The following is a 24,030-nucleotide window of genomic DNA, read 5'->3' on the forward strand; positions in this document are numbered from 1 at the left end:
CGCATGGGAGGGCCGGCGATCGGTGCCCTCGGCGTCCTGGCGCTCGCTCTGGGCACCCTGCAGACGGTGGTGGATCCCGCCCGCCCCATGCTGGAGCGCGAGCTGGGCATCGACTCGGCCGGGGCGGCGCTGATCGTCAGCACGCTGCTGATCACCGGCGCGATCGTCGCGCCCATCGCGGGCAAGCTCGGCGACCGCTACGGCGGAAAGCGAGTCCTGCTCGTGCTGATGGCGCTGGTCTCGGCCGGCGGTGCGGTGTCGAGCCTCGCACCGAACCTGCCGGTCCTGCTGGTGGGCCAGATGCTGCAGGGCGCGATGGTGGGTGCGCTGCCCCTGTCGTTCATCCTGGTGCGCAAGCACCTCCCGCCGGGACAGACGCAGGTGGCCATCGGCGTGGTCAGCGCGCTGTTCACCGCCGGCGGTGCGATCGGCACGCTGATTGCCGGGCCGCTGGCGGAAGGCCTGTCCTGGAACTGGATCTTCGCGGCGCCGACGATCGTGATCGTCGCTGCGACGGCGGTCGTGTCCCGGCTCATGCCGAACGACCCGCCGAGCGAGCAGGACACCGCGATCGACTGGCTCGGTGTGGCTCTGCTGAGTGCCACGCTGCTCGCCCTCATGCTCGGCCTCCTGATGGTGACCGATGGCAGCATGCCGCCCCTGGCGGTCGGTGGCGTCGTGGCGGTCGTCGCCGCGCTCGCCGCGGCGTGGGTGGCCGTCGAACGCCGGGCGGTCTCGCCGATGGTCGAGCTGCGCATGCTGGCAGCGCCGGCCATGTGGAGCGCGAGCGTGCTCACCGTCGCCATCGCCGCTATCTCCGCGATGCTGCAGACCGTCATCCCCAAGATGTTCGGGGTTGCCGGTGACGGTTACGGCTTCGGGCTCAGCACGACCGAGATCGGGCTGCTCATGATGCCCGCCACCATCGCAGGGGTGGTGGCAGGCTCGGTCGGCGGGCTGGCCGTGCAGCGCTACGGCGCGCGCGTCGTGGTGACAGCGAGCGTCGTCGTCACGGCGGGCGCCCTGCTCGCCCTTGCCCTGCTGCACGACGCGTCCTGGCAGCTCGTCGTCGTCCGGGCGCTTGCCGCCTTCGCCGGGAGCCTTGCCACCACGGCGCTGCTCGCCAGCACCGCTGTCGCCGTCGCCGCAGCGGACACCGGCATCGCCACCAGCCTGCTCGTGGTGGTCCGCCTGGTCGGGGCCGTCCTGGGCGGCCAGATCGCCGGCTCGGTCCTCGCGGCGGGGATCGACCCGGCGTCGGGAGAGCCGGCCGAGTCGGCCTTCGTCACAGGCTTCGTCGTCGCAGGCCTCGTCGCCGTGCTGTCGCTGCTCGTCGTTCGTCACCTGAAGAAGGGAGCTGAGGCATGACATCTCCGTGGAGCACACCGCAGCGCACCGTCCTGATCTCCGGGGCCAGCATCACCGGGCCCGCCCTGGCCTACTGGCTGCACCGGGCCGGGTTCGGGGTCACGGTCGTCGAGAAGGCGAGCGCCCCGCGCGGGGGCGGCTACCCGATCGACATCCGCGGCACGGCGATCGAGGTGGTTCGGCGCATGGGGATCCTGCCGCAGCTGCGGGACGCGCACGTCGACACCGGACGGTTCACCTTCCTGGACGCCGACGGCGGCCTGGTCGCCGCGCTCGGCGCGGACACCGTCGCGGGGAGCGTGCAGGGACAGGACCTCGAGGTACGGCGAGGAGACCTGACCGCGATCCTGTACGGGGCAGTCCGGGAGGACGTGGAGCTCCTGTTCGACGACTCCGTCGACACCCTCGACCAGTCCGGGCCAGGGGTCGACGTCACCTTCCGCAGCGGCACGCGGCGCACGTTCGACCTGGTGCTCGGTGCTGACGGCATCCACTCACGCACCCGGGAGCTCCTGCTCGGCCCCGAGGAGCAGTTCGACCGCTACCTCGGCTACGCCGTCGCGGTGTGCACCGTCCCCAACACGTTCGGGCTCTCCCGTGAGGTGGCGCTGTGGAGCACCCCGGGCCGGTCGGCGGCGCTCTACGCCACCGGGGACGGCGACGAGCTGAACGCCTTCCTCACCTTCCACCAGCCCGAACGGCCGCTGGCCGCCCTGCGTGACCCGCAGGCCCGGTGGGACCTGGTCGCGAGGACCTTCGCGGGGGCCGGCTGGGAGGTCCCCGGCATCGTGGGGGCCATGCGGCACGCGGACGACCTGTTCTTCGACGTCGTCAGCCAGATCCGCATGCCTACCTGGTCGAACGGCCGGGTGGCGCTGGCCGGCGACGCGGCCTACGCACCCTCGTTCCTGACCGGGCAGGGCTCCAGCCTCGCGCTGGTCGGGGCCTACATGCTCGCCGACTCCCTGACCAGGCACAGTGATCACGCGGCGGCCTTCGCCGCCTACGAACGCGACACCAGGGAGTTCGTGACGATGAACCAGGCGCTGGTCGACAACGGCGGGGCACGGCTCTTCCCCACCACCGCCGAGGCCCTGGAACGACGCAACGCCATGCTCCGTGGCCTGGCCGCCATGCCCGCGACGACCCCACCGCCTGCCCACTCCGCGCTCGTGCTGCCGGAGCTCGCCCCGACCCCCTGACGCCTGTCTGGCGCACGTGCAGCGCCCGGCTGTGAACCACGGCCGGGCGCTGCTCACGTCTCGGGCTCGATGAGGCTATCCGCGGCGCGGCGCCGCCTGGGCCGGCAGGGTCACGGCCACCAGCGTGGGCCCGCCGACCGGGCTGGACACCTCGAACGTGCCGTCAACGGACCGCACCCGCTCGGCCAGACCGGCCAGACCGGACCGGAGGCCGGAGCCGTCGGGCGGCACCACGCTCGCGCCGCCGCGCCCGTCGTCGTGCACCTGGATACCGACGGCGCCGGCCGCACCGGTTCCGAAGCGCTCCACCAGCACGCGCACGCCCGACGCGCGGGCGTGCTTGGCGGTGTTGGTGACCAGCTCCGCGATCGTGAAGTAGGCGATGGACTCGATGGCCGGCGCCAGCCGCCCGCTCGCCTCGACCCGCGGGTCCACCTCGACGGTGACCGGCAGCGGAGCCCGTGCGGCCAGCGTCGCGAGCGCGACCGCGAGGCCGTCGTCGAGCGCTGGCGGGTGGATGCCACGGGCGAGCTCGCGGAGCTCGACGAGCGCTTCCTTGGTCGAGGTGTGCGCGGTGTCGAGCAGCTGGGCGGCCTCGCGCGGGTCGCCCTGCCGGGCGAGCTGTTCCTTCGCCTCGCCGAGCTGCATGGCGACGGCGACCAGGCGGGCCTGCGTGCCGTCGTGCAGGTCGCGCTCGATGCGGCGCAGGCGTGCGTCGGCGTCGTCCACCGTCCCCGCGCGCGAGGCCTCCAGCTCCGCGACGCGCACGCTCGCGCGGGTCGGGCTGAGCAGGGCGACGGCGAGAACCCGGATCAGGGCGACGAACAGCCACTGGACCCACGGCCACAGGAACAGCAGCACGAGGCCGCCGAGCGCGATCACGAGCTGGCCGAGGGCCGTGCCTGCGAGCTCCCCACCGCGGTACCACGTGCCGTCGCTCGCCTGCTCCAGCGGCAGGAACCGGTGCCAGTACCAGAAGGTGAGGCCGCCCAGCCCTGTGCACAGGAAGACCGTGCTCACCAGGAAGCTGACGACGGTGGCAGGGAACGAGACGATCATGAACAGCACGGCGCGCCAGCCGACGGGGTCGCCGATCATCGAGCCGAGGGTGCGCCAGAAGCCCAGCCGTCGGCGCACGTACGGCGCGGGCGGGGTGATGTCGACGTCGAGCAGGTTGCGTACCAGGCCGCGATAGGTCGCGCCCCAGCCACGCCCACCGAGGACGACGCCGCCGGCGACGAACAGGCCGACGACGGTCACGGCGGTCCCGACCGTCAGCGCGACCGACAGGATCCCGTACGCGAGGGCGAACGGCGCGAGCAGCAGCACGAGCCACAGGAACCCGTACTGGCGCCAGGTACGGCTCGCGAAGGGCGCGTTCAGGAAGCGCACGTCACTCTGGACGGTGCCGACTGCCTGCCGGTTGAGGGCCATGGTTGTCATGCTCCCAGGTTCGGGCGTGCGGGCCGTCCCCGACATGGGGTGCACCGCCGAGCCGTGGGGGGATGTCCCCCCGCTCCGCGAGCCTCGCGGGTATCAGCGGGTCGAGGCGTTCGAGGCCGGCCGGGACCGGGACTGCCGACGCTCTCCCACGATCACCAGCCGACGGCGGCGGGCCGGGTACGGCAGCGGGTGGGCCACCATGAACGCGGCACTCGCGCAGACCAGCTCCTTGTACCCGGCGGCGAGGCGCCCGCTGGGGGCGGCGGGCTTGGCCCGGTCGTCGGCCGTGACCAGCTGGATGACGGCGTCGTGTCGGCCGAGGCTGATGCACTGGTGCACGTAGCCGAGCGGCATGTTCGGAAGCTTGCCGCCGGTCAGGCGCGCGACGACGGAGTCGGCAGCCTGCCAGGCCATCGGGATGCCCGAGGCGCAGGACATCCGCAGGGGCGTGCCCAGAGGGCCGTCGGCCAGCGCGGCGTCGCCGACGGCGTAGACGTCCGGGTGCGAGACGGACCGCATGGTGTCGTCGACGACGATCTGGCCGCTCTCCGACACCTCCAGCGCCGTGGCGGCGGCGATCGGGTGCACGGCGAACCCTGCGGTCCAGACGGTGACGTCCGCAGGGATCGCGGCGCCGTCGCGGGTCAGCACCTCTGCGGCGCCCACCTGCTCGACATGCGCGTGCTCGTGGACCGCGACACCGAGGCGGCCGAAGGTCGCGCGCAGATGCCGCTGCCCCGCCGGCGAGAGCCAGTCGCCCAGTCCGCCGCGGACCGCCAGGGCCACCTCCAGGTCCCCACGGGCCTCGGCGATCTCGCTGACCGCCTCGACACCGGTCAGGCCGCCCCCGACCACCACCACGCGTCCGCCGGGGGCCAGCTCCCCCAGGCGCTCGCGCAGCCGGAGCGCACCCGGCCGTCCGGCGACGTCGTACGCGTGCTCGGCGACGCCGGGCACCCCGCGCCGGTCCAGCGAGCTGCCGAGGGCGTAGACGAGCGTGTCGTACCCCAGCTCGTCGGAGCTGCCCGCGCTGCCGACGCCGTCCGCGCCGGCGGCCGCCGTCAGGGCTACGGTCCGGCGGTCGACGTCGACGGCGGTGACCCGGGCGACGCGCAGGGTGGCCCCCGTACCGGCGAGCACGTCGCGCAGCGGCCGCTGCCGCAGCTCCTGGCCGGCGGCCACCTGGTGCAGGCGGACCCGTTCGACGAAGTCCGGCTCGGCGTTGACCAGGGTGACGTCCACGTCGTCGGCGTGCAGGCGCCGCGCGAGGCGGCCGGCGGCGGACGCCCCGGCGTATCCGGCTCCGAGAATCACTATGCGGTGCTTCATGAGTCCATCAGCTCCTGTCGTGCGGTGACTGTGCTCCCTGAACCGGGTGGCCGCCCGGTCCCTGACACCCGCACGTGTGACGGTGGTCACCCACCGCCCGGAGCCCGCTTCACCAGCTGAGCAGGGGCTCGCCGTGCTCCGATGCCGCCCACTGGCGCGCCGCGCGGCCCAGCTTGTCCGGGTTGACCTGGCTGAGCACCGCGGAGATGCCCTCGGTGGTCGCCTCGAGGGTCATGACGCCGACCAGCTCGCCGTGCACGACCGCGACCAGCGCAGGGCGGCCGTTGGCCGTCCACGCGTAGAGGTCCGGGCGCCCGCCGACGAGCGCCCACTTGGCCTCCGCCGGCCGGAACAGCCCGCGCAGGAACTGGGCGACGGCCGCCGCACCGAAGAACGGCTTGCGGCGCGCCGGGATCTTGCCGCCGCCGTCGCCCATCCCCATCACGTCCGAGGTCAGGAGCCGCACCAGCGGCTCTGTCCGGCCGCTCGTGGCGGCCGCGAGGAACTCCGCCACCACCTGCCGGGCCGCGGCCTGGTCGACGGCGGCGCGGACCCGCTCGGTGGCCAGGTGCTGCTTGGCGCGGTGGAGGATCTGCTGGCTGCCGACCTCCGTGATGTCGAGCATCTCGGCGATCTCCGCGTGCGTGAGGGCGAACGCCTCCCGCAGCACGTAGACCGCCCGCTCGTTCGGCGTGAGGCGCTCCATCAGCACGAGCATCGCCGTCGACACGGAGTCGCGCTGCTCCGCGGTGTCGGCCGGGCCGAGCATCGAGTCACCGCCCAGCACCGGCTCGGGCAGCCACTGGCCGACGTAGACCTCGCGCCGGGACCGCGCGGACCTGAGCTGGGTGAGGCACAGGTTGGTCAGGACCCGGGTCAGCCACGCCTCCGGCACCCTGATCTGCTCGCGGTCGGCAGCCGCCCAGCGCAGGAACACCTCCTGGGCGACGTCCTCGGCCTCCGCGGCCGATCCCAGCAGGCGGTACGCGATGGCCTCGAGGCGCGGCCGGAAGCTCTCGAAGGCCTCCACCTCGTCCTGCCGAAGCGGCTCCTTGGTCATGACCAGACCCTACGATGCCGCCACGGGAGCCTCGGCCGGGCGTGGCAGGTCGAGGTGCACGGTGAGGCCGCCGTCCGCGTTGGGGTGCAGCGCGAGCGTGCCGTCGTGCGCCGTGGCGACGGCCGAGACGATGGCGAGGCCGAGGCCGTGGCCCGACCCGCGCGTGAGGGAGCGCCCCGCCCCACGCACGAAGGGCTCGGTGAGCGCGTCCAGCGACTCACGAGGCACCTGCCGGCCGGTGTTGGTGACGGTGACGCACGCCCGGTCGTGGTCGGTGGCGACCCGCACGATGGCGTGCCCCGCCGGCACGTTGTGCCGGATCGCGTTGCGTACGAGGTTCGTGACTGCCTGGCGCAGCAGGACCGCGTCGCCAAGGGCCACGCACGGCGGGCCGACGGCGATGAGGTCGACGTCGGCGGCGACCGCCTCGTCGGCCAGGTCCGCCGCCACGTCGTGGGCCATGGCGGTCAGGTCGACGGGTGCTCGGGCCGCGGTGCCGGATTCCGCGTCAGCGAGGTCGAGGAGCGCGTCGACGGTCTCGACGCTGGCGCGGTTGACCTCGCCGACGCGTTCGGCCAGCCGGCGCAGCTCGGCCCGGTCAGCACCGGGGTCGGCGAGGGCCACGTCGATCATGGTCTTGGTGGTGGCCAGCGGGGTGCGCAGCTCGTGGGAGGCGTTCGCGGCGAACCGGCGGTGGGCGGCGAACGAGCGTTCCAGCGACGCGAGCATGCGGTCGAAGGTGTCGGCGAGGTCGTGGATCTCGTCGGCAGGCCCGCCGAGGCCGATGCGGTGGTCGAGGGTGCCGGTGGAGGCCCGGTTGGCCGCGGCGTTGATCACGGCGAGCGGCTTGATGATGCGTCCGGCCAGGAGCCAGCCGACGGTGCCGCCAAGCACCGCGAGCAGGACCAGTGCCACGACCGACGCGGTCAGCAGGTTGTCGAGGAAGTCGTCGACCGTCTGGATCTCGATGGCCTGCGTCGGTCCCGACGCCCCGATGGGGGTGGCAGGTTGGAACTCAGCGGAATCGAGGCGGCGAGCCGGCGCGATCTGGTAGCTCGGGACGAAGCGCATGTACAGGTAGACGATGGCGATCAGCACCGCGCCGCACCCGGTGATCAAGCCTGCGTAGCTGAGGGTGAGCCGGGCGCGGATCGTCAGCCGCCTGATCCCCATCTCAGGCACCGAACCGGTAGCCGGCGCCCGGCACCGTCCGGATGACCCACGGCTCGCCGAGACGCCTGCGCAGGTTGGAGATGGTGACCCGGATCGTGTTGGTGAACGGGTCGGTGTTGGCGTCCCAGGCGCGCTCCAGCAGGGCCTCGGCGCTGACCACCCCGCCGTCGGCGTTCATCAGCACCTGGAGCACCGCGAACTCCTTGGGACTGAGCCGGACCAGCCGGCCGTCGCGGTAGACCTCGCGCCGGAACGCGTCGAGCCGGACGCCATGGGCCTCGACCACCGGGGGCCGTGCGGGCTGGGTGCGGCGTTCGAGCGCGCGCAGCCGGGCGACCAGCTCGGGGAACTCGAACGGTTTGAGCAGGTAGTCGTCAGCCCCCAGCTCGAACCCGGCCACGCGGTCGCCCAGGGAGCGCGCCGCCGTGAGCATCAGCACCCGCACCTCTGGATGGTCCCTCGCGAGCCGCGCGCAAACCTCGTCGCCGTGGATGCCGGGCAGGTCACGGTCGAGGACCACGACGTCGTAGCTGCTCCCTGCGACCGCCTCGAGGGCAGCGGCGCCGTCGTGGACGACGTCGGCGGCGATGGTCTCGCGACGCAGGCCCACCCGGACGGCGTCGGCGAGATATGGCTCGTCCTCGACGATCAGCACGCGCACTGCGGGGCCTCCAGGCACAGGTCGAAAGACGGGTCAGGCAGGAATGCGGAACTCGGACAGGCAATCACATCGAGGGTTGGGAAAACGTAAAGGAAACCCTGAACACCCTGACAACGCCTCCGGTGCTCGACTTGGCGGCGTCCACGGACAGCCCGTGGCACCGACCGAAGGATCACCCATGACGACCTACCTGACCTCGAGGCTCACCGCGGCGGCACTGGCGATCCCGCTGCTGCTGGGCGCCCTCGCCGCGTGCGGTACCAGCGACGACACACCGGACGCCGGCGGCGGTACGGACGGCGGTACGGGCAGCGACACGTCGTCGTCCCAGTCCTTCGACGACTACCAGCTCGCGTTCGCTTCCTGCATGCGTGACCAGGGCGTCGACATGCCCGACCCGAACACGGACGGCTCGGTCGAGGCGCAGGCGGGCGACGGGTTCATGGAGGCGGCCGAGACGTGCCAGGCCGAGCTGGGCGAGCCGCCGGCCGCTCCCGGTGCCGGTCCGCAGCAGTCGGAGGAGGAGATGCGAGCAGAATGGCTGAAGATCGCCGCGTGCTTCCGCGACCAGGGCCACGACGTCCCGGACCCGGGGCCCGGCGAGACGATCACCATCCCCATGGACGCCCCTGAGGCGGTCCTCGAGGAGTGCGCGCCCGAGGGCATCGGCGGCTCCACCGGCGCAGGTGGCAGCTGATGGCGGCGACCGAAGAGTCCGGCGCCGCCCCGGGACGGCCACGACGTCGGCGGCGGCGGGCAGTGGTCGGGCTGATAGCCGTAGCGGCAGCAGCAGCAGGCGCCGGCTTCGGGATCCACGCGTTCGCGAGCTCTGCAAACCAGCAGGACGACACGGCCAAGAACTTCCAGGGCGACACCGACGAGGTCGTCCTCGGCGACCTGGAGGGCAGCACCACCGCGGCGGGCACCCTGCGGTTCTCCGACCCGCGCACCATCCAGACTGCCCTCGCGGGAGTCGTGACCAGCCTGCCGAAGGCCGGCTCGGTCGTGAGCCAGGGCGAGCGGCTCTACGCGGTCGACGACGCCCCGGTGTTCCTGCTGCGCGGCAAGCTGCCCGCCTGGCGCGACTACGTCTCCGGGATGAGCGACGGGCCGGACGTGCGCCAGCTGGAGGAGAACCTCCGCGAGCTCGGCCACTTCGATGCCGAGCCCGACGAGGACTTCGACTGGACCACCACCGAGGCGATCATGGACTGGCAGGAGGCGGGCGATCTGAGGCGCACCGGCGAGCTGGTCCTCGGGTCGGTCCTGTTCGCAAGGGGTGACCTGCGCATCGGTACGCTGACGGCGAGCATCGGGAGCCAGGCCGGCCCCGGTGCCGAGCTGTTCGAGACGACAGGTACCGGTCAGGTCGTGAGCGTGGACCTGGGGCTGGACGACCAGCAGCTCGCCGTCATCGGCAACCCGGTCACGGTGCGCCTCCCCGGTGGGAAGGAGACGGCCGGGACCATCACCTCGGTCGGCACCCCGACGGAGACCGAGGACTCCACCGGACAGGCGAAGACGGTCATCCCCGTCGTCGTCTCGCTGGACTCCCCGAAGGAGGCGGCAGCCTTCCAGGAGGCCACGGTGAGCGTCGACATCCCCAGCGAACGGCGCAAGGACGTGCTCTCGGTGCCCGTGGGGGCTCTCGTCGCGATCACGCCCCAGCAGTTCGGTATCGAGGTGGTCGACCCGGACGGCTCGACGCACCAGGTCCCCGTGACCACCGGGCTGTTCGCCGGTGGCCGCGTGGAGGTCTCCGGCGACGACGTCGAGGCCGGCCAGCGAGTGGTGGTGCCCCAGCGATGACCGCCACTGCTGCTGCCCTGCCCGCCCGCCCGGTGAACCCGCTCGTCGCCCTCGACGACGTCCAGCGTGCCTACGGCGAGCCACCGGTCCTGGCCTGCGCGGGAGTGAGCCTGCGGATCATGCCCGGTGAGCTGGTCGCGATCGTCGGGCCCAGCGGGTCCGGCAAGTCGACGCTGCTGAACCTGATCGGCACGCTGGACCGCCCCACCGCGGGTGTCGCACGCATCGACGGCCTGGACGTCGACGACCTTGACGACCGGTCCCTCTCGGCCCTGCGGGCGTACCGCATCGGGTTCGTGTTCCAGCAGTTCCACCTCGCCGAGGGCGTCACCGCGCTGGACAACGTCGCCGACGGTCTCCTGTACACCGGTGTCCCGCGCGCAGAACGTCGTCGGCGGGCCGCCGAAGCGCTGGAGCGTGTCGGGCTGGGCCGGCGGCTCGACCATCACTCGAACCAGCTCTCGGGCGGCGAGCGCCAGCGGGTCGCGATAGCCCGCGCCGTCGTCGGGGACCCGCCGCTGCTGCTGGCCGACGAGCCCACCGGCAACCTCGACACCGCCTCGGGTGCCGCGATCGTCGAGCTGCTCCACGAGCTCAACGCCCAGGGCACGACGGTCGTGGTGATCACCCACGACGCGGAGCTGGCCGGGCGGCTCCCGCGCCGGATCGCCCTGCGGGACGGGCGCGTGGTCAGCGACTCGACCGGCATCGGGGAGCCGAGATGAGCACCGTCACCGCTCCCCCGCCCGGGACGACGAGCCGGCCGCCGGACGGACGCCTTCCGGCCAGGTCGCGTCTGCTCGGCCAGGACGTGGTGCGACTCGGCACCACGGGGCTGCGTGCGCGGCCGACCCGCGCGGTGCTCTCCGCGCTGGGGATCGCCATCGGCATCGCCGCGATGGTCGCCGTGGTGGGCATCTCGTCGTCCAGCCAGGCCCGGCTGAACGACCAGCTCGCGCAGCTCGGCACGAACCTCCTGACCGCGCAGGCCGGCACGAGCATCACCGGGGAGCAGACCGCTCTGCCGCCCGACACCCTCGGCAAGGTGCGGCGGGTCGACGGGGTCGAGAGCGCGAGCAGCACCGCGCTCGTGCCGGAACCTGTCTACCGCAGCTCGCTGTCGGACCCGGACGCGACCGGCGGGATCGCCACCATGGCCGCCGACCAGAACCTGCTCGGCGTGGTCTCCGGCCAGGTCGGCTCAGGGGTCTGGCTCAACCCGGCCACCGAGCGCTTCCCTGCGGTGGTGCTCGGCAGCGTCGCCGCCGAGCGGCTGGGCGTGACCTCGCCCGGCACCCAGGTCTGGCTGGGCGGCACCCACTTCACCGTGGTCGGCATCCTGGACCCGGTCGCGCTGGCTCCCGAGCTGGACTCCGCCGCGCTCATCGGTGCGGACGTCGCCACCGACCTGTTCGACTTCGACGGCAGCCCCACCACGATCTACGAGCGCTCGGCCGACGAGGCCGTCGAGGACGTCCGCGTGCTGCTGGCCCCGACGATCGCACCGGAGGCACCGGGCGAGGTCGAGGTGTCCCGGCCGTCGGACGCCCTCGCCGCGCGCACCGCCGCCAACCAGGCGTTCACCGGCCTGCTGCTCGGGCTCGGGTCGATCGCGCTGCTCGTCGGCGGGATCGGCGTGGCCAACACCATGATCATCTCGGTGCTCGAGCGCCGGCGGGAGATCGGGCTCCGGCGCTCCCTCGGGGCCACCCGGCGGCACATCCTGGTCCAGTTCCTGGCCGAGGCGCTGCTGCTCTCCGCTCTGGGCGGCCTCTTCGGGAGCGCCTTCGGGGCGGGCGCCACCGCGATCATGGCCGGCATCAACGGCTGGCCGTTCGCCCTGCCGCCGGCCGCGATCGTGGTAGCCGTCACGGCGACCCTCGTCATCGGCGCCGTAGCCGGCCTCTACCCGGCGGTCCGCGCGGCCCGGACGCCCCCGACGGCGGCCCTCGCCTCCTGACCCGATCCGTTGAGTGCCGGCTGTCTGCGTCTTTCCGACCCCGGAGAGCGCGGACAGCCGGCGCTCAGCCGGCGGTCACCGGTTGGTGAGGAAGCCGTCCAGGGCTGGGAGGTCGTCGGTGTTGATGTGGTCGACGCCGGCGTCGGCGAGCTCCGTCCACATCGCCTCGCGCGCCGCGCCCGGCTGGTCGGGCGTCGCCCAGAACCGGACGCGGTGGCCCGCTGCGTGCGCCTGGTTCACGAACGCGTGCAGGCGCTCCCGCTCGGCCGCGGGCATCTCGCCATCACCCTGCCACGTGAACAGCTTGGTCCAGTTGTCGCTGACCAGCGGCATCAGGCTCGCCGGGAGCCCCGAGCCCAGGTCGCCGGAGCGTCCGTCGTAGAACGCGTACCGCACCGCCTGCGACCGCATCGTCTCCAGCGGCCGGTTGCCGCTGATGACGGCGGTGACGGGGCCGTCATGGACCCGGCCGTGCACGGCGCGAGACATGATCGCCCTGTGCTCGGCGAGCGCCTCGTGGATCTCCGCGTACGTGGACTCCCCGTCCGACTTGATGTCGATGAGGAGCTGCAGGCTGCCGTCCCAGCCGGGGTAGACGCTGCGGCCGCGCCCGCGCGCCAGGTCCCGCAGCGGGTCGAGGTAGAGGCTCTCCAAGGTTCGGGCGGGGTCCACGTCGACGAGGTCGTGCGCGACGAGCAGCTCGCCGTCGACCAGCCAGACGTCCGCCTCGACGCTCGTGAAGCCGTGGGACAGCGCGTCGTGGAGCGGGCGGTCGTGCTCGTAGTCGTTGTGGGCGTGCGCGGCGTCGTGCGGCTCGCCCAGGTCGGCGCCGCCCCCGGGCAGCGTGGCCGACGCCGGCGTGGCCAGCCCCGCGAGCAGGGTGGCGGCCGCGAGGGCCGCTCCGATGGTGGTTCGTACGCGCATGGTTGTCTCCTTGTGACTGCCGGGTGGGCTGCCTGCTGAGGCCATGCAAGCGCCGTGCGCTGACGGGCGGGTGAACTCCGCGCGACCGTGGCCCGTCGGCGAACCGAACCGCGTCGGCCGGTCCGCCGGCGCCGGCCGGGCAGGTCGCTCCGTCTCGGAGGGTGCCAGGTGGGCCGGCTCAGGCGGTCGTGAGGAGGGGATGAATTCGTGTCAAAACCCTGTCCGAGCCTGGCACCCTGTGCAAACATGCGACACCGGGGCGGCCACCCGGGGCCCGTTCGTCCGTTCGATCGGGGAGTCAGAGGATGCTGCAGAGCCTGGGGATGTCCGGTACGGCCGAGTCGGTCTACCTGCAGATGCTGAGGGACCGCGACGCGGGGCCGGACCGGATCGCGGACGCGCTCGGGATCGACGAGGCGCAGGTCCACGACGCGCTGGACGAGCTGTCCCGCCTGATGCTGGTCGAGGACTCCTGGGCCGGTGACGACGGGCTTCGTCCGGTCAGCCCGGAGGTAGGGCTCGCCGCACTGCTCGCCAGGGAACAGGCGGACGTCGCGCGGCGCAACCAGGAGATCGAGGAGGGCCGGGTCGCGCTCGCCCGCCTCGTCTCCGAGCTGCAGAACGTGCGCAAGGGCCCGGACGTCGAGGTCCTCGAGACCGCTGCGGAGGCGAGGGACCGCCTGGCGACGCTCACGGAGCAGTGCACGCAGGACCTGTGCACCTTCGTGCCGACCCGTGCGACGTCGTCGCGTGCGCTGGAGTCGAGCCGTGCGCTGAGCGAGACGCTCCTGGAACGCGGCGTCCGGATGCGCACCGTCTACCTGGAGAGCATCCGCAACGACCAGCCGACCTGGGACCACGCGACCTGGCTGCGCAACAACGGGGCAGAGGTGCGGCTGGCCGCGACCGTCCCGGTCCGCCTGCAGATCATCGACCAGGACCACGCGATGGTGCCCCTGACCGACACCGAGTCGGGTTCCGGAGCTGTCGTGATGACGTCCCCCGGCGTCGTGGCCGCCCTCATGGCCCTGTTCACCCAGACCTGGCGTTCGGCCACCCCGCTGGGCGCGGACCGCCGGCACGACGACGACGGCCTGTCGGTGCAGGAGCACGAGCTGCTCCGGCTGTGGGCCAAGGGAGCTACCGACGAGGCAGCCGGCCGCAGGCTCGGGGTGTCCCTGCGCACGGTGCGCCGCCTGAGCAGCGGTCTCATGGAACGGCTGGACGCCTGCAGCCGCTTCCAGGCGGGAGCGCTGGCGCTGGAGTGCGGCTGGCTGGATCCGGCGGACCTCAGCTGATTCCGGCCGGGCTGGAGACTCTGACCGTACCCAGCCTCCAGCCCGGCAGCTCGAGGGAGTCGGCAGCGGCGAGCACCAGCCGGCACCCGGTCGCTGCCGCCTGGTCCAGCGGGACCAGGAGAAAGAGCACCACACCGAAGCCTGCGGGCAGCGGGCCGACGTAGACGTGCCTCAGCTCGTCCTGCGGGACGGCTACGGCCCGGACCGCCTCGGCGACCTGCGCCGACGTGGTCCAGGCCGCGGTGCGTGGGGCCTCGACGACGATCCTGACGATGCGCATCGATCGTCAGGGTTGGGCGGAGGTGGGCGGAGCCGACTCCCACTGGGGGTCCGACTCCCACTGCGGGTCGGACGCGCTCGCCACGCCCTGGCCCGCGGCGGTGAGCAGGACGGCGGTCACGACGACGGCGGTAGCGCGCTGGAGGACGTTGAGCTGCACGATGATTCTCCGTCTCGACGGGGGCTTCTTGGCTTCTGCCTTGATCCTTTCCCGCCTCTCGGTACGCAACAAGGGATGCGGGCTGTCACGAAAGTGCCCCAGCAATCCCTGCCGCGACAACAAGAAATGGCACGGTCCTGCCACCGGAGGCGGTGGCAGGACCGTGCCATCTGCTCAGTTGCGCGCCAGGATCACATGTTCACGCGGATCCCGAAGTCACCGCCGTACACGTTGGTCACGTGCACGCTGGTCGAGGTGCGTGGTGATGATGCCTCGACCATCTGGCCATTTCCTAGATATATGGCGACGTGATAGGTGCTCGACCAGCCGCCCCACATGATGAGGTCGCCGCGCCGCAGGTTGCTCATCGAGACCTTCGTGCCCTTGCTGAGGTGCGCACCGGTGTACGTACCGATGTCGACGCCAGCGCCCTGCCAGAACGCGTACTGCGTCAGGCCGGAGCAGTCGAAGCCGTACCGGCTCCGGTCGTCGTAGCCACCAGGGCTGCAGCAGACGCCGTAGGTCGGGCCGTACTTGTTGCCGCCGCCCCACGAGTAGGTGTAGCCCTGACCGGTCTGCGACAGTGCGGCCTGGATGACCCGTTCGACCTTCTGTGCGTAGTCACCGCTGGTGTCCCCACCGCCGCCACCGCCGCCGCCACCCTCGGAGACAGGGCACTCGGAGCTCGTGACGAACTTGTGGGAGGCGTTGTTGTTGTACAGCGTGCCGTTCAGCTGCCCCTTGAAGCCGGCCGCAACCTCCTGCGCGGAGCCGCCGTAATAGCTGTTGAAGTAGATGCAGACCGTCTTGCTGGACCGGTTCCACACGGACGCGGCGTTGTTCTTGATGCACTCGCCCTGGCCGGAGCCCGCACCCTTGAAGTCGTAGCACGACGGCTGCGTGGTGCCGTAGTCACCGACCGAGTCGGTGAAGTCCGAGATCGAGCCTGCGTTGCCGCTGTTGTAGTAGTAGCAGAGCTCACCGCTCTCGCAGGTACCGCTGCGCGAACCGCTGCCGGGTGCGGTCGCGCCGACGAACTGGTGCGAGGCGTTGTTGTTGTAGACGGTGCTGTTGAGCTGGCCCTTGAAGCCCGGCGCCACGTCCTGGTACGAGCCTCCGTAGTTGCTGTTGAAGTAGACGCGGACGGCCTTGCTCGACCGGTTCCAGACGGATGCGGCGTTGTTCTTGATGCACTCGCCCTGGCCGGCACCAGCGCCCTTGAAGTCATAACAGGTGGGCTGTGCGTCACCGTAGCTGCCGGCGGACTCGGTGAAGTCCGAGATCGACCCTGCGTTCCCGCTGTTGTAGTAGTAGCAGAACTCGCCGCTCTCGCAGGTGCCGCTGCGTGCACCGGTGTCCGTGCCGGCGGTCCCGACGAGCTGGTGCGAGGCGTTGTTGTTGTACAGCTCCGCGCTGAGCTGGCCCTTGTAGCCCGCGCCGATGTTCTGGTACATACCGCCGTAGCCGGTGTTGAAATACACACGCACGGTCTCGCCGGTCCGGTTCCACACCGAGGCAGCGTTGTTCTTGATGCACTCGCCCTGACCGGAGCCCGAACCCTTGAAGTCGTAGCACGACGGCTGCGTGGTGCCGTAGTCATCGACCGAACCGGTGAAGTCCGAGACAGACCCTGCATTGTCGCTGTTGTAGTAATAACAGAACTCGCCGCTGTCGCAGTTCCCGTCACGTGCCGCGGCGGACGCGGGGGCCGCCACACCCACCACGGCCGCCAGCATCGAGGCCATCAACGCGAAGACCGCGAGAAGCGCAGACGCTCTTCTCATCACCATTTCTCCCTCCACCAGGTCGCAGAGCGACCCGCATCTCCTGCCGGTTCGGGATCCCGCACCGGATAGGAAGATGTTGGCAATCAGCCTCAAGTGCCGGGAAGTGGGAGAAAGGTGCCACGCCTGCTTGGTGCCGCCCCGGGACAGCGGTCAGGATCGTGGCCGCAAGGTGCGACGTCCACGCCTGGCACCTCGGGGCCACCCACCCGAGGGCACACGCCTGACCACCCCGTGACTTTTAAGGGATATGTCTTGAATGATCCAAGCGGATTCAGTACTGTATCGGTAAACCTACCGCTGCTCGAAGACATGTCGCGACACCGATGTTAGCGCTCACACAGCAAGGTTCCACGCAGGCGGCTCCCCTGAGCCGCGGCGCTGATCACGCCGCAGGTAGGGCACCACGCACGCCACGGCACCGCCCTCGCGGGCCGGTGCCCCGACAGATATAGGAGCGAAGGATGAAGAGGTCCATCGCAAGTCTCGCGCTGGGGCTGGCCGCAACACTGGTACTGGCCTCGGCCACGGTGCTGCCGACCGCCGACGTCCCGGCCGCCGCCGCGGCGGACGGCAACCTGCTCGTGAACGGCGAGCTGGAGAACGGCACGACCGGCTGGTCGGCGTTCGGCGCCGGGACGCTGACGTCCAGCACGAACCCGGTCCACGCGGGCGGCCGTTCCCTCGCACAGACGGGCCGCACCGCCTCGTGGAACGGCCCCGCCCAGACCGTCACGCCGTCGCTGACGAACAACGCCAGCTACACGGCGAGCGTGTGGGTGCGGTCCCAGAGCGGCTCCCCGACCGGCCGCGTCACGCTGCGCGTGACCGCGGGCGGCACGACGAGCTATGTCAACCTGGCCCAGGGGGCGGTGAGCTCCTCCGGCTGGACGCGACTGACCGGCACCGCGAACGTGTCCTGGTCGGGCACCCTGTCGTCCGCCGCGTTCTACGTGGAGACGGCGGCCGGTACCGACGGCCTCTACATCGACGACGCCTCGCTCACGAGCAGCTCCGCCGCGGCCTGCGACCTGCCGTCGACCTACCGCTGGACATCGACGGGCGTCCTGGCCAACCCGAGGTCGGGCTGGGTCGCGCTCAAGGACTTCACCACGGCGCCGTACAACGGCAAGCACCTCGTCTACGCGACCACGCACGACACCGGCACGTCCTGGGGCTCGATGAACTTCAGCCTCCTCGACAGCTGGTCGGACATGGCCGGCGCCAGCCAGAACCAGATGTCGTCGTCGACGGTGGCCCCGTCGCTGTTCTACTTCGCCCCGCGGAACATCTGGGTGCTCACCTACCAGTGGGGTCCGTCACCGTTCATGTACCGGACATCCAGCGACCCGAGGAACCCGAACGGGTGGTCGGCTGCGAGCCCGCTGTTCACCGGGTCGATCTCCGGCTCGGGCACCGGGCCCATCGACCAGGCGGTCATCGGCGACGGCACGAACATGTACTTGTTCTTCGCCGGGGACAACGGGAAGATCTACCGGGCGAGCATGCCGATCGGCAACTTCCCCGGCAGCTTCGGCAGCTCGTACGAGACCATCATGAGCGACACCACGAACAACCTGTTCGAGGCCGTCCAGGTCTACAAGGTCCAGGACCAGAACAAGTACCTCATGATCGTCGAGGCGATCGGCGCGAACGGACGGTACTTCCGCTCGTTCACGGCGAACAGCCTCTCCGGTTCGTGGACCCCGCAGGCCGCCACGGAGAGCAACCCGTTCGCCGGCAAGGCCAACAGCGGCGCCACCTGGACCAACGACATCAGCCACGGTGAGCTCATCCGCACCAGTGCCGGCCAGACCATGACGATCGATCCCTGCAACCTGCAGTTCCTGTACCAGGGCCGCTCCCCCAGCTCTGGCGGGGACTACGGGCTGCTCCCGTACCGGCCGGGCCTGCTCACCCTCCAGCGCTAGACCAGCGGAACGGCGCCGCACCCCTTGTGGCGCGGCGCCGTTCCCGTACGGACCCGGACGGCCCGGGTCTACCGCTCCTCGCACAGGGCGCTGATCGGGTTAGGTCCGTCCGCGGTGAGCAGGCCAAGGCGGTACGGCAGGTCACCGTAGCCACCGCCCTCGACGACGCCGTCGGGGTCGTAGCCCTGGAAGACCATCTGGAGCGGCTCGCAGGGGTCGATCGTCGGCGTCATGCCGCGCTGGGTGCGCAGGAGCTCGCCGTGCGAGACGTCGACCGACCACGGCTCGGTCTCGTAGCTGACGTTGTTCGACCGGGCGAACGGGTTCTCCGCCGTGTCCGCGAGGGGCACCCACTCGTCGCCGTCGGCGTCGGGCGAGTCAGCGGTCCACGACCGGTACAGGCGTGCGCCGTCGTCCCCGATCGCCTCCATCAGCAGGAGGTACTTGCCGGTCCCCCGGATCTTGTACAGGGCGCCGGCCTCGAAGAAGTCGAAGCGATCGGCCTCCTCACGCGCGATGACGGTGCTCTCGTCGTACCCGTTCGGGAAGTCCGCGACCGACGTCTCCGACCGATAGAGGTGACCGTTGTCGTCGGAGGAGAACAGGTAGCACTTCCCACGGTCGCAGATGTTCCAGAAGTCGAGCCAGTAGCCGTTGCCGATGTTGTCCTGGATGATCTGTGGCATGCCCGAGTAGAAGTGCTTCGGCGCGCTCCACGAGGTGGGGTCGCTGATGTCCTCGGTGGTCGAGTACGCGGCGTTCCCGTCCTGGTAGACCAGGTACCAGAGCTGCTGCGGCTCGAACCAGAACACCTGCGGCGCGGCCCGGTACCCGGGGCCGACAGCAGTCTCGTCCAGGTAGTGGATCGGCGCGGTGTCGGCCTCCGACCAGTCGGTGAAGCTCTTGTAGGCCATGTGCCAGCCCTTGCCCTCGCCGGGCGTGGTCGTCATGAACACGTGGTACTTGCCGCCGGACCGGACGACGCTCGGGTCCTTGACCGCCACCGATTCGTGCTCCTGGTCGGGCATGGGCGTGATCACCGGATCGCGGGTGGTCCAGCGGAACGACGGCGTGCCCGACGCCGTCGGCCCGGCGGCCTGAGCAGCCGGGCGCACCGGGGAAGCCGGCGGCGGCGGTTCGGCCGGTCCCGCCTGCGCGACGGGCGCGAGCCCTGCCAGGACGGCGATCGTGGCGGTGGCGACTGCTGCCTTGGCGAGGCGGACGGTGGTGCGGAACCTTCTGGTCATCTGCGTGCTCCCTTGCACGAGTGCGGTCCGGTCGCCAGGACTTTAACGGTAAAGACACGGTTTCGACAAGGCGTTGACACCCTCGGCAGCGCGCTCTACTTTATCGATAAATATCGGCCGGACAGCGACTCGAGGAGGAGCAGCCATGACCGACCGACTAGCGGCCGAGTGCCTCGTCGAGCGTCGACTCACGCACGACGATCCGCGCCGACATCACCGACTCCACCACGTCTCCGACGTCGGACGAGTCCTCCTCGACGCGGCGCAGGAGCAGGTCCATGATGCGTTCGGCCATCGTGTCGTTGTCGGGGTCCATGGTCGTCAGGCGCGGGACGAGGTACTCGCCCTCCGCGTCGTTGTCGAAGCCGACCACCTGGACGTCGTCAGGGACGCGCAGGCCGATGTCGGCCAGCGCGCGCAGCGCGCCCATCGCCGCCGCGTCCGTCAGGGCGAAGGCCCCGTCGAACCGGACGCCGTCGCGGTGGAGCCGCATGACCGCCTCGTAGCCGTCCTTCGTGGTGAACGAGGCGGCGTCGACGACGAGCTGCTCGTCGACGGGCACGCCCGCCGTGGCGTGCGCCTTCCGGTAGCCACGGGTGCGCAGCGTCGCCATGCTGTCGACGCCGTCGTCCGTGCGGCCACCGATCAGGGCGATGCGCCGCGCACCACGCTCGAGCAGGTACGAGGTCGCGAGCTCCGCACCGCCGACGTTGTCCATCATCACGTGGTCGAACTCGCCGGCCAGGCGCCGCTCACCGAGCAGGAGCACCGGCACCTCGACGCCGGCACGACGTACGTCCGCCGTGTCGATCTGCACCGGGCTGAACACCACACCGTCGTACGGACGCACCCGCTCGGGAGAGATGGCGGCGAGCTCGCCCTCCCTGCTCGCACCCGTGCGCTCGATGATGACGTGGTATCCCCGCGCTCGCGCCAGGGTGTCCAGGCGCGCGGCGAGGTGGGAGTAGTACGGCCCGTCCAGGTGGGGTACCAGCAGGCCGATCGCACCGGTGCGGCCGGCCCGCAGCCGGCGCGCGGTCGCGTTCACCCGATAGCCCAGCCGGGCCACCGCCTCGAGCACGCGGGCGCGCGTGTCATCACTCGCCCCCGGCCGCCCGTTGATGACATTCGAGACCGTCATCTTCGAAACCCCGGCTTCTCGCGCCACATCACTCATCTTCACCACGCCGCCCATCATGACACCCCGCGATCGACGGCCTCGTCCGTTCGCGCCGGCGTCACCCCATGGCTCTGATCAAGGAGGATCCAGACCGCCGTGAAGCAGCTCCTGTACTCGAAGAAACTCGCGCCCTATCTGTTCATCCTGCCCTTTCTCGTGACGCTCGCCGTCTTCTGGGTGGTCCCGCTGGGCCGCTCGTTCGTGATGAGCACCCAAGAAGTGCTCTACGGGCAGGCGACGTTCATCGGGCTCGGCAACTACGAGCGGCTCTGGGGGGACCGCATCTTCTGGCAGGCGCTGTTCAACAGCCTGCGCTACATGGTGCTCACGCTCGTCCTGCTCGTCCCGATCCCGCTCGCCCTCGCGGCGCTGGTCAACTCGAACATCGGTAGTGCTCGGATCAAGGGCTTCTTCAAGGCCTCGATGTTCGTCCCCGCGCTGACCTCCGTCGTGGTCGCGGGCATCGTCTTCCGCCTCATCTTCGCGGAGTCCGACTCCGCGATGATGAACCAGGTGGTGGAGTTCTTCGGGTTCGGTCCCGTCCGCTGGTTGCGCAGCGACCTCACCGGGCTCGTGGCGCTGCTGGCCATCGCGCTCTGGCGGTGGGCAGGGGTGAACATGATGTATTTCCTGGCAGGAATGCAGGCGATCCCGACCGAGTACTACGAGGCGGCGTCGATCGACGGGGCGAACAAGTTCCGGCAGTTCATCCACATCACGATCCCCAACATCAAGCCGACGGTCGTCTACGTCGTCACGATCAGCATCTACGGCGGCCTCTCGATGTTCCTCGAGAGCTTCATGCTCTACGCGGGCAACAACTCACCCAACAACCAGGGCCTCACGGTCGTCGGATACCTCTACCGCAAGGGCATCGAGGAGAACGACCTCGGCTTCGCCTCCGCGGTCGGTGTGGTGCTGCTCGTCGTCGTCATGACGCTGAACATCTCTTACCTCGTCGCCAGCGGCACCTTCAAGAAGGAGGCCGCGTGATGGCCGCTCAGCCGACCGCCCGCCGGTCCATCGCCCCGTCCACCGCTGCGTGGATCCAGGGCGCCTTCCTCGTCGTGATCGCGCTGATCTCCCTGGTTCCGCTCCTCGCGATCTTCGTTGGCACGTTCCAGGACGGCAACGAGGTGATCCGGCGGGGCATGACGTTCGACGTCGACCTCGGCGCGCTGAGCCTGGACAACTACGTCCTGCTCCTCACGGACTCCGGCCCCTACTTCCGGTGGTTCGCCAACACGCTGCTCCTGACGGTCGCTCAGGTCGCCGGCACGCTCCTGGTGAGCTCGTTCGTCGCCTACGGCTTCGCGATGTATGAGTTCAGGACCAAGACGCTGTGGTTCGTCATGGTGCTGCTGGTCATGACCGTGCCGTTCGAGATGCTCATGCTCCCCCTGTACGTCCAGGTGAACGACATGGGGCTGGCCGACACCTACACGGTGATCGCGCTCCCGTTCCTGGCATCTGCCGTGACCATCTTCTTCTTCCGCCAGTACTTCCTCGGCATACCGAAGGAGATCATCGAGGCCGGCCGGGTCGACGGCGTGAGCGAGTTCGGGATCTTCTTCCGCCTCGTGCTGCCGATCACCAGACCGGCGATGGCCGCCATGGCGATCCTCAACGGGATGCTCTGCTGGAACAACTTTCTCTGGCCGCTGCTGGTGCTGCGCAGCCCGGAGAAGTTCACACTCCCCATCGGCCTGAACACCCTCCTGACGCCGTACGGGAACAACTACGAGCTGCTCATCATCGGGGCCTTCTTCTCGCTGATCCCCGTCCTCATTCTTTTCCTCGCATTCCAGCGGGCCTTCATCGAAGGAATCACCGCGGGAGCGGTCAAAGGCTGACCCCTCCCCAGATCGAACGGAGAAACTCATGACAAGGCTACGGACGACGGTGTCCACGCTGGTCGCCGCCCTCGCGGTGACGGCGCTCACCGCATGCGGGGGCGGCGGTCAGCCGGAGGCACCCGTCAAGAACTCGGACGGCTCGACGACGCTGGACATGTGGACGTTCGCCGACGTGCACGCCGCGTACTACGAGGAGATGGCCGAGCGGTGGAACGAGGCCAACCCTGACCAGGAGATCAGGCTCGAGGTCACCGTCTATCCCTACGACGACATGCACAACAAGCTGCAGCTCGCGGTGAACTCCGGTGAGGGCCTGCCCGACGTCGTCGACATCGAGGTCAACAAGTTCGCCAACTTCGTCAAGGGCGAGAACCCGCCCCTGGTCGACCTGACCGAGGCCGCGGCGCCGTACACGGACGACATCGTCCAGGCCCGCCTCGACCTGTACAGCAAGGACTGGAAGATCTACGGGTTCCCCACGCACGTCGGCGCCTTCACGACGTTCTACAACACGGAGGCGCTCGAGGGCGCCGGGATCGACTACACGACCATCGAGACCTGGGACGACTTCAAGGAGGCCGGCACCCGGTACAACGAGGAGACCGGCAAGGAGTTCGGCGTCGCGAGCACCAGCGTCATGTTCCTGGAGCCGCTCATCGCGGCGCAGCTCGGCGGGCAGTTCTTCGACGCCGACGGCAACGTGCAGGTGAACAGCCCCGAGGTCGTCGAGACCCTCTCGACGGTCAAGGACATGCAGGACGCCGGTGCGGTCTCCACGATCCCCGGTGGGAGCCCCGACTCCGAGGAGGCGTTCGGCGCCATCAACGACGGCGACTACGCCGCGATCGTCTACCCGGCGTGGTACACCTCCCGCTTCGTCGACTACATGCCCGACCTCGCCGGCAAGGTCGCCATCGCTCCGGCGCCGGTGCCCGACGACGCCGTCGTGCAGACCATCGGCGGCGGCGGCACCGGGGCGGCGGTCCCGGCCGTCTCGCCGAACAAGGACCTCGCCGCCGACTGGCTCGCGTTCGCGAAGCTCTCCCCCGAGGCGAACGTCGCCGTGTGGGAGGTGCTGGGCTTCGACCCGGTGAACATGGCCGTCTGGGAGGACGAAGAGGTCACCGACAACCCGGAGAACAAGTTCAACAAGTACTTCCAGAACAACCTGTTCGACGTCCTGCGCGAGGTGCAGGACGGCATCGGACACTTCGAGTCGTTCAGCGACCCCAGCTGGCCCACCGTGGACGACACGTTCCGCACGGTCACGCTCAACGAGATCTACGAGAACGGCACGCCGGTCCAGGAGGCCCTTGACCAGGCGCAGGCCGACCTGGAGAACCAGCTCGGGCAGTAAGGCCCTGGC

The 24,030-nt window shown here is 70.5% G+C and carries 22 protein-coding genes; 11 read left to right on the top strand and 11 right to left on the bottom strand.

Going from position 1 to position 24,030, the window contains the following annotated elements; translation table 11 throughout:
* Positions 1 to 3: 3 nt before the first annotated feature.
* Positions 4 to 1,368, top strand: coding sequence for an MFS transporter (locus APR04_RS06485; protein ID WP_253868648.1), 1,365 nt, complete (start codon positions 4 to 6; stop codon positions 1,366 to 1,368).
* A complete protein-coding gene (locus tag APR04_RS06490; protein WP_253868650.1) occupies positions 1,365 to 2,570 on the top strand; it encodes an FAD-dependent monooxygenase in 1,206 nt (401 codons plus the stop codon). The genes APR04_RS06485 and APR04_RS06490 overlap by 4 nt, the downstream gene beginning before the upstream one ends.
* A gap of 75 nt (positions 2,571 to 2,645) precedes the next feature.
* Here the strand turns inward: APR04_RS06490 and APR04_RS06495 are convergent, their stop codons facing one another.
* From APR04_RS06495 to APR04_RS06515, 5 genes are all read right to left on the bottom strand, one after another.
* Positions 2,646 to 4,013: a sensor histidine kinase gene (locus APR04_RS06495; RefSeq protein WP_253868652.1), complete on the bottom strand. Its 1,368-nt coding sequence runs from the start codon at positions 4,011 to 4,013 to the stop codon at positions 2,646 to 2,648.
* Between the two features lie 93 nt (positions 4,014 to 4,106).
* Positions 4,107 to 5,342, bottom strand: a complete 1,236-nt coding sequence (locus APR04_RS06500; protein WP_253868654.1) for an NAD(P)/FAD-dependent oxidoreductase — start codon at positions 5,340 to 5,342, stop codon at positions 4,107 to 4,109.
* A 109-nt stretch (positions 5,343 to 5,451) separates the two neighbouring features.
* Positions 5,452 to 6,402 carry an RNA polymerase sigma factor SigJ gene (sigJ, locus tag APR04_RS06505; RefSeq protein ID WP_253868655.1) on the bottom strand — a complete coding sequence of 317 codons (951 nt, stop codon included), beginning with the start codon at positions 6,400 to 6,402 and terminating at the stop codon, positions 5,452 to 5,454.
* 9 nt (positions 6,403 to 6,411) lie between these two features.
* Complete coding sequence (locus tag APR04_RS06510; protein ID WP_253868657.1) at positions 6,412 to 7,575, bottom strand: sensor histidine kinase; 1,164 nt, start codon at positions 7,573 to 7,575, stop codon at positions 6,412 to 6,414.
* A 1-nt stretch (position 7,576) separates the two neighbouring features.
* Positions 7,577 to 8,236 carry a response regulator transcription factor gene (locus APR04_RS06515; RefSeq protein WP_253868659.1) on the bottom strand — a complete coding sequence of 220 codons (660 nt, stop codon included), beginning with the start codon at positions 8,234 to 8,236 and terminating at the stop codon, positions 7,577 to 7,579.
* Between the two features lie 178 nt (positions 8,237 to 8,414).
* On the opposite strand from APR04_RS06515, the gene APR04_RS06520 reads away from it, so the two are divergent.
* From APR04_RS06520 to APR04_RS06535, 4 genes are read left to right on the top strand one after another with little or no spacing between them, the layout of a single operon-like run.
* Positions 8,415 to 8,933, top strand: a complete 519-nt coding sequence (locus APR04_RS06520; protein ID WP_253868661.1) for a hypothetical protein — start codon at positions 8,415 to 8,417, stop codon at positions 8,931 to 8,933.
* Positions 8,933 to 10,045, top strand: coding sequence for an efflux RND transporter periplasmic adaptor subunit (locus tag APR04_RS06525; RefSeq protein ID WP_253868662.1), 1,113 nt, complete (start codon positions 8,933 to 8,935; stop codon positions 10,043 to 10,045). The genes APR04_RS06520 and APR04_RS06525 overlap by 1 nt, the downstream gene beginning before the upstream one ends.
* On the top strand, positions 10,042 to 10,770 hold the full coding sequence (locus APR04_RS06530) for an ABC transporter ATP-binding protein (protein WP_253868664.1): 729 nt from the start codon (positions 10,042 to 10,044) through the stop codon (positions 10,768 to 10,770). The genes APR04_RS06525 and APR04_RS06530 overlap by 4 nt, the downstream gene beginning before the upstream one ends.
* Entirely contained in the window at positions 10,767 to 12,005 is a 1,239-nt protein-coding gene (locus tag APR04_RS06535; RefSeq protein WP_253868665.1) for an ABC transporter permease, read from the top strand. The genes APR04_RS06530 and APR04_RS06535 overlap by 4 nt, the downstream gene beginning before the upstream one ends.
* A gap of 75 nt (positions 12,006 to 12,080) precedes the next feature.
* On the opposite strand, the gene APR04_RS06540 is transcribed toward APR04_RS06535, so the two are convergent.
* Positions 12,081 to 12,929 (bottom strand): phosphatidylinositol-specific phospholipase C/glycerophosphodiester phosphodiesterase family protein, encoded by an 849-nt coding sequence (locus APR04_RS06540; RefSeq protein WP_253868667.1) that lies wholly within the window; start codon positions 12,927 to 12,929, stop codon positions 12,081 to 12,083.
* 305 nt (positions 12,930 to 13,234) lie between these two features.
* Here APR04_RS06540 and APR04_RS06545 point away from each other — a divergent pair, with 305 nt between their 5' ends.
* Positions 13,235 to 14,227 carry a helix-turn-helix transcriptional regulator gene (locus APR04_RS06545; protein WP_253868669.1) on the top strand — a complete coding sequence of 331 codons (993 nt, stop codon included), beginning with the start codon at positions 13,235 to 13,237 and terminating at the stop codon, positions 14,225 to 14,227.
* Here the strand turns inward: APR04_RS06545 and APR04_RS06550 are convergent.
* From APR04_RS06550 to APR04_RS06560, 3 genes are all read right to left on the bottom strand, one after another.
* Positions 14,220 to 14,507, bottom strand: coding sequence for a hypothetical protein (locus APR04_RS06550; RefSeq protein WP_253868671.1), 288 nt, complete (start codon positions 14,505 to 14,507; stop codon positions 14,220 to 14,222). The genes APR04_RS06545 and APR04_RS06550 overlap by 8 nt on opposite strands.
* A 6-nt stretch (positions 14,508 to 14,513) precedes the next feature.
* Complete coding sequence (locus APR04_RS06555; RefSeq protein WP_253868673.1) at positions 14,514 to 14,666, bottom strand: hypothetical protein; 153 nt, start codon at positions 14,664 to 14,666, stop codon at positions 14,514 to 14,516.
* Positions 14,667 to 14,857: 191 nt separating this feature from the next.
* Positions 14,858 to 16,450 carry a peptidase inhibitor family I36 protein gene (locus APR04_RS06560; RefSeq protein WP_253868675.1) on the bottom strand — a complete coding sequence of 531 codons (1,593 nt, stop codon included), beginning with the start codon at positions 16,448 to 16,450 and terminating at the stop codon, positions 14,858 to 14,860.
* A gap of 464 nt (positions 16,451 to 16,914) precedes the next feature.
* Between APR04_RS06560 and APR04_RS06565 the strand changes: the two genes are divergently transcribed.
* Complete coding sequence (locus tag APR04_RS06565; RefSeq protein ID WP_253868677.1) at positions 16,915 to 18,381, top strand: non-reducing end alpha-L-arabinofuranosidase family hydrolase; 1,467 nt, start codon at positions 16,915 to 16,917, stop codon at positions 18,379 to 18,381.
* A 68-nt stretch (positions 18,382 to 18,449) separates the two neighbouring features.
* Here APR04_RS06565 and APR04_RS06570 read toward each other — a convergent pair whose 3' ends face one another.
* Together APR04_RS06570 and APR04_RS06575 are read right to left on the bottom strand one after the other, a co-directional pair.
* Positions 18,450 to 19,628, bottom strand: coding sequence for a glycoside hydrolase family 62 protein (locus tag APR04_RS06570; protein ID WP_253868679.1), 1,179 nt, complete (start codon positions 19,626 to 19,628; stop codon positions 18,450 to 18,452).
* Positions 19,629 to 19,785: 157 nt separating this feature from the next.
* Positions 19,786 to 20,826, bottom strand: a complete 1,041-nt coding sequence (locus tag APR04_RS06575; RefSeq protein ID WP_308292325.1) for a LacI family DNA-binding transcriptional regulator — start codon at positions 20,824 to 20,826, stop codon at positions 19,786 to 19,788.
* Positions 20,827 to 20,904: 78 nt separating this feature from the next.
* On the opposite strand from APR04_RS06575, the gene APR04_RS06580 reads away from it, so the two are divergent.
* Genes APR04_RS06580 through APR04_RS06590 form a run of 3 tightly spaced genes read left to right on the top strand, consistent with a single transcriptional unit; the run spans position 20,905 to position 24,021 of the window.
* Positions 20,905 to 21,801 (top strand): carbohydrate ABC transporter permease, encoded by an 897-nt coding sequence (locus APR04_RS06580; protein WP_253868683.1) that lies wholly within the window; start codon positions 20,905 to 20,907, stop codon positions 21,799 to 21,801.
* Entirely contained in the window at positions 21,801 to 22,661 is an 861-nt protein-coding gene (locus APR04_RS06585; RefSeq protein WP_253868685.1) for a carbohydrate ABC transporter permease, read from the top strand. Before APR04_RS06580 ends, APR04_RS06585 begins: the two co-directional genes overlap by 1 nt.
* Before the next feature lie 28 nt (positions 22,662 to 22,689).
* Positions 22,690 to 24,021 carry an ABC transporter substrate-binding protein gene (locus APR04_RS06590; protein WP_253868687.1) on the top strand — a complete coding sequence of 444 codons (1,332 nt, stop codon included), beginning with the start codon at positions 22,690 to 22,692 and terminating at the stop codon, positions 24,019 to 24,021.
* Positions 24,022 to 24,030 lie beyond the last annotated feature (9 nt).

This window comes from Promicromonospora umidemergens, assembly GCF_024171995.1.
Lineage (GTDB): Bacteria > Actinomycetota > Actinomycetes > Actinomycetales > Cellulomonadaceae > Promicromonospora > Promicromonospora umidemergens.

Coding starts and splice junctions, on each gene's coding strand:
- APR04_RS06485 (WP_253868648.1), top strand. CDS start 4: ATGGGAGGGCCGGCGATCGGTGCCCTCGGCGTCCTGGCGCTCGCTCTG.
- APR04_RS06490 (WP_253868650.1), top strand. CDS start 1,365: ATGACATCTCCGTGGAGCACACCGCAGCGCACCGTCCTGATCTCCGGG.
- APR04_RS06495 (WP_253868652.1), bottom strand. CDS start 4,013: ATGACAACCATGGCCCTCAACCGGCAGGCAGTCGGCACCGTCCAGAGT.
- APR04_RS06500 (WP_253868654.1), bottom strand. CDS start 5,342: ATGAAGCACCGCATAGTGATTCTCGGAGCCGGATACGCCGGGGCGTCC.
- sigJ (WP_253868655.1), bottom strand. CDS start 6,402: ATGACCAAGGAGCCGCTTCGGCAGGACGAGGTGGAGGCCTTCGAGAGC.
- APR04_RS06510 (WP_253868657.1), bottom strand. CDS start 7,575: ATGGGGATCAGGCGGCTGACGATCCGCGCCCGGCTCACCCTCAGCTAC.
- APR04_RS06520 (WP_253868661.1), top strand. CDS start 8,415: ATGACGACCTACCTGACCTCGAGGCTCACCGCGGCGGCACTGGCGATC.
- APR04_RS06525 (WP_253868662.1), top strand. CDS start 8,933: ATGGCGGCGACCGAAGAGTCCGGCGCCGCCCCGGGACGGCCACGACGT.
- APR04_RS06530 (WP_253868664.1), top strand. CDS start 10,042: ATGACCGCCACTGCTGCTGCCCTGCCCGCCCGCCCGGTGAACCCGCTC.
- APR04_RS06535 (WP_253868665.1), top strand. CDS start 10,767: ATGAGCACCGTCACCGCTCCCCCGCCCGGGACGACGAGCCGGCCGCCG.
- APR04_RS06540 (WP_253868667.1), bottom strand. CDS start 12,929: ATGCGCGTACGAACCACCATCGGAGCGGCCCTCGCGGCCGCCACCCTG.
- APR04_RS06545 (WP_253868669.1), top strand. CDS start 13,235: ATGCTGCAGAGCCTGGGGATGTCCGGTACGGCCGAGTCGGTCTACCTG.
- APR04_RS06550 (WP_253868671.1), bottom strand. CDS start 14,507: ATGCGCATCGTCAGGATCGTCGTCGAGGCCCCACGCACCGCGGCCTGG.
- APR04_RS06560 (WP_253868675.1), bottom strand. CDS start 16,450: ATGAGAAGAGCGTCTGCGCTTCTCGCGGTCTTCGCGTTGATGGCCTCG.
- APR04_RS06565 (WP_253868677.1), top strand. CDS start 16,915: ATGAAGAGGTCCATCGCAAGTCTCGCGCTGGGGCTGGCCGCAACACTG.
- APR04_RS06570 (WP_253868679.1), bottom strand. CDS start 19,628: ATGACCAGAAGGTTCCGCACCACCGTCCGCCTCGCCAAGGCAGCAGTC.
- APR04_RS06575 (WP_308292325.1), bottom strand. CDS start 20,826: ATGATGGGCGGCGTGGTGAAGATGAGTGATGTGGCGCGAGAAGCCGGG.
- APR04_RS06585 (WP_253868685.1), top strand. CDS start 21,801: ATGGCCGCTCAGCCGACCGCCCGCCGGTCCATCGCCCCGTCCACCGCT.
- APR04_RS06590 (WP_253868687.1), top strand. CDS start 22,690: ATGACAAGGCTACGGACGACGGTGTCCACGCTGGTCGCCGCCCTCGCG.